The sequence below is a fragment of the Streptomyces sp. NPDC057654 genome (assembly GCF_042800135.1).
Classification (GTDB): Bacteria; Actinomycetota; Actinomycetes; order Streptomycetales; family Streptomycetaceae; genus Streptomyces.
In genome coordinates this window covers 1-1,401 of record NZ_JBHVHQ010001370.1, presented here as the reverse complement: position 1 = coordinate 1,401, position 1,401 = coordinate 1, and the positions used below count along the sequence as shown (strand labels likewise).

General features: G+C 68.0%; 1 pseudogene. It reads right to left on the bottom strand.

Annotated elements, in window-relative coordinates:
• Positions 1 to 826: 826 nt before the first annotated feature.
• Positions 827 to 1,401: pseudogene (locus tag ACFU99_RS43705) on the bottom strand (IS5 family transposase); the annotation flags it as partial.

Sequence of the window (1,401 nt, the reverse complement as noted above, 5' to 3'; positions counted from 1 at the left end):
TGCGGTCAAGAGGGTGTCTAGTTCGGTCGTCACAACCCGATGCTGGACACCCTCCCTGCGTCCGTGAACCCCGCATTCGGAACTACTCGTCTAGCGGGGGCCGTGTCCCCGGCCGTGGTGTTGCCGATCATGGTCTGGTGCCTCCGCCCCGACCCCGGCGGACAAGTCCCCACCGTGGCGCGCTCTGCGGTCGCCGCTGGTCCCGACTCCGTGAGCCGCAACAGGGCCGCGAGCAAAGGCGATCAGGGCCGCGACCTGGGCGTTCCACTTGCTTGATCGGCAACACCACGTGGCGGGACACCATCCTAGCGTGACCCGTCTCACCTGCGGTTTCTCCGAAGAGCCCGAAAAATCGGGGCGTTTCGCCCCTGCTGGGCCCTGTTCCGTCCTGCTCGCTCCTCCGTGTGGACGTGTCCACACGGAAGAGCGAGCTGCGGGCAGGGGCCACGGCCACCGCTTGTCGTCACCAGAAGAGCTTCGAGTGGCTTCGCTTCGATGCCACTGCAGTCGCGCGATCGGTGGCGGCCTTGAGGGCGCGGGGAGGCGGGTGCGGGTTGGTGGCTACCTACGGAGAGTACTCACTACCAGGCGATCGGGGGCCTCGGCCGTGGGCTGGTGGTACCTCGGCTTCGGGTCACTGCCAGAAGATTTCTTCCACGACGATCTGCGGGTCTTCGGCGTGGCTCACGAAAGTGAAACGCAGCCAGCCCCTTCCACGGTCGAAGTAGAGGATGTGAGGGCCGCGGGGACGTGTGGACCGGGCAGGTTCGAGGTAGTAGCCGTCCGGTAGCTCGTCCTGCGGGATGTAGGGGTTCTTACTGATCGTTCAGAATGCGGTGCGTAGTCGTCTCAAGCAGATGATGGTGCAGGCGAGTTCGAGGAGTCCCTGATGCAGCCACGCGAAGGTGCGCTCTACGACCCAGCGGGTCTTGCCCAGGCCGGAGCCGTGTGGGGCACCGCGGCGGGCGATCTTCGGGGGGATGCCGCGCTGGCGGATCAGCCGGCGGTACGTGTCGAAGTCGTAGCCGCGGTCGGCGAACAGCCGCCTGGGCCGGTGCAGCGGCCGGCCTCGGAGCCCTTTGATCCGGGGTATGGCGTCCAGTAGAGGCATCAGCTGGGTGACGTCGTGGCGGTTGCCGCCGGTCAGCGACACGGCGAGCGGGATGCCGTGCCGGTCGGCGATCACATGGTGCTTGGAGCCGGGACGTGCGCGGTCGACTGGTGAAGGGCCGGTGTGAGCCCCCCTTTGAGGGCTCGGATGTGGGAGCCGTCGATCGAGCAGTCGTCCATGCCGAGGAGTCCGGCGCTGCGGAGCTCGGCCGGCAAGGCCGCGTGGAGGCGGGGCCAGACCCCGGCCTCGGTCCAGTCCCGCAGCCGCCGCCGGCAGGTCACCCCGCTGCA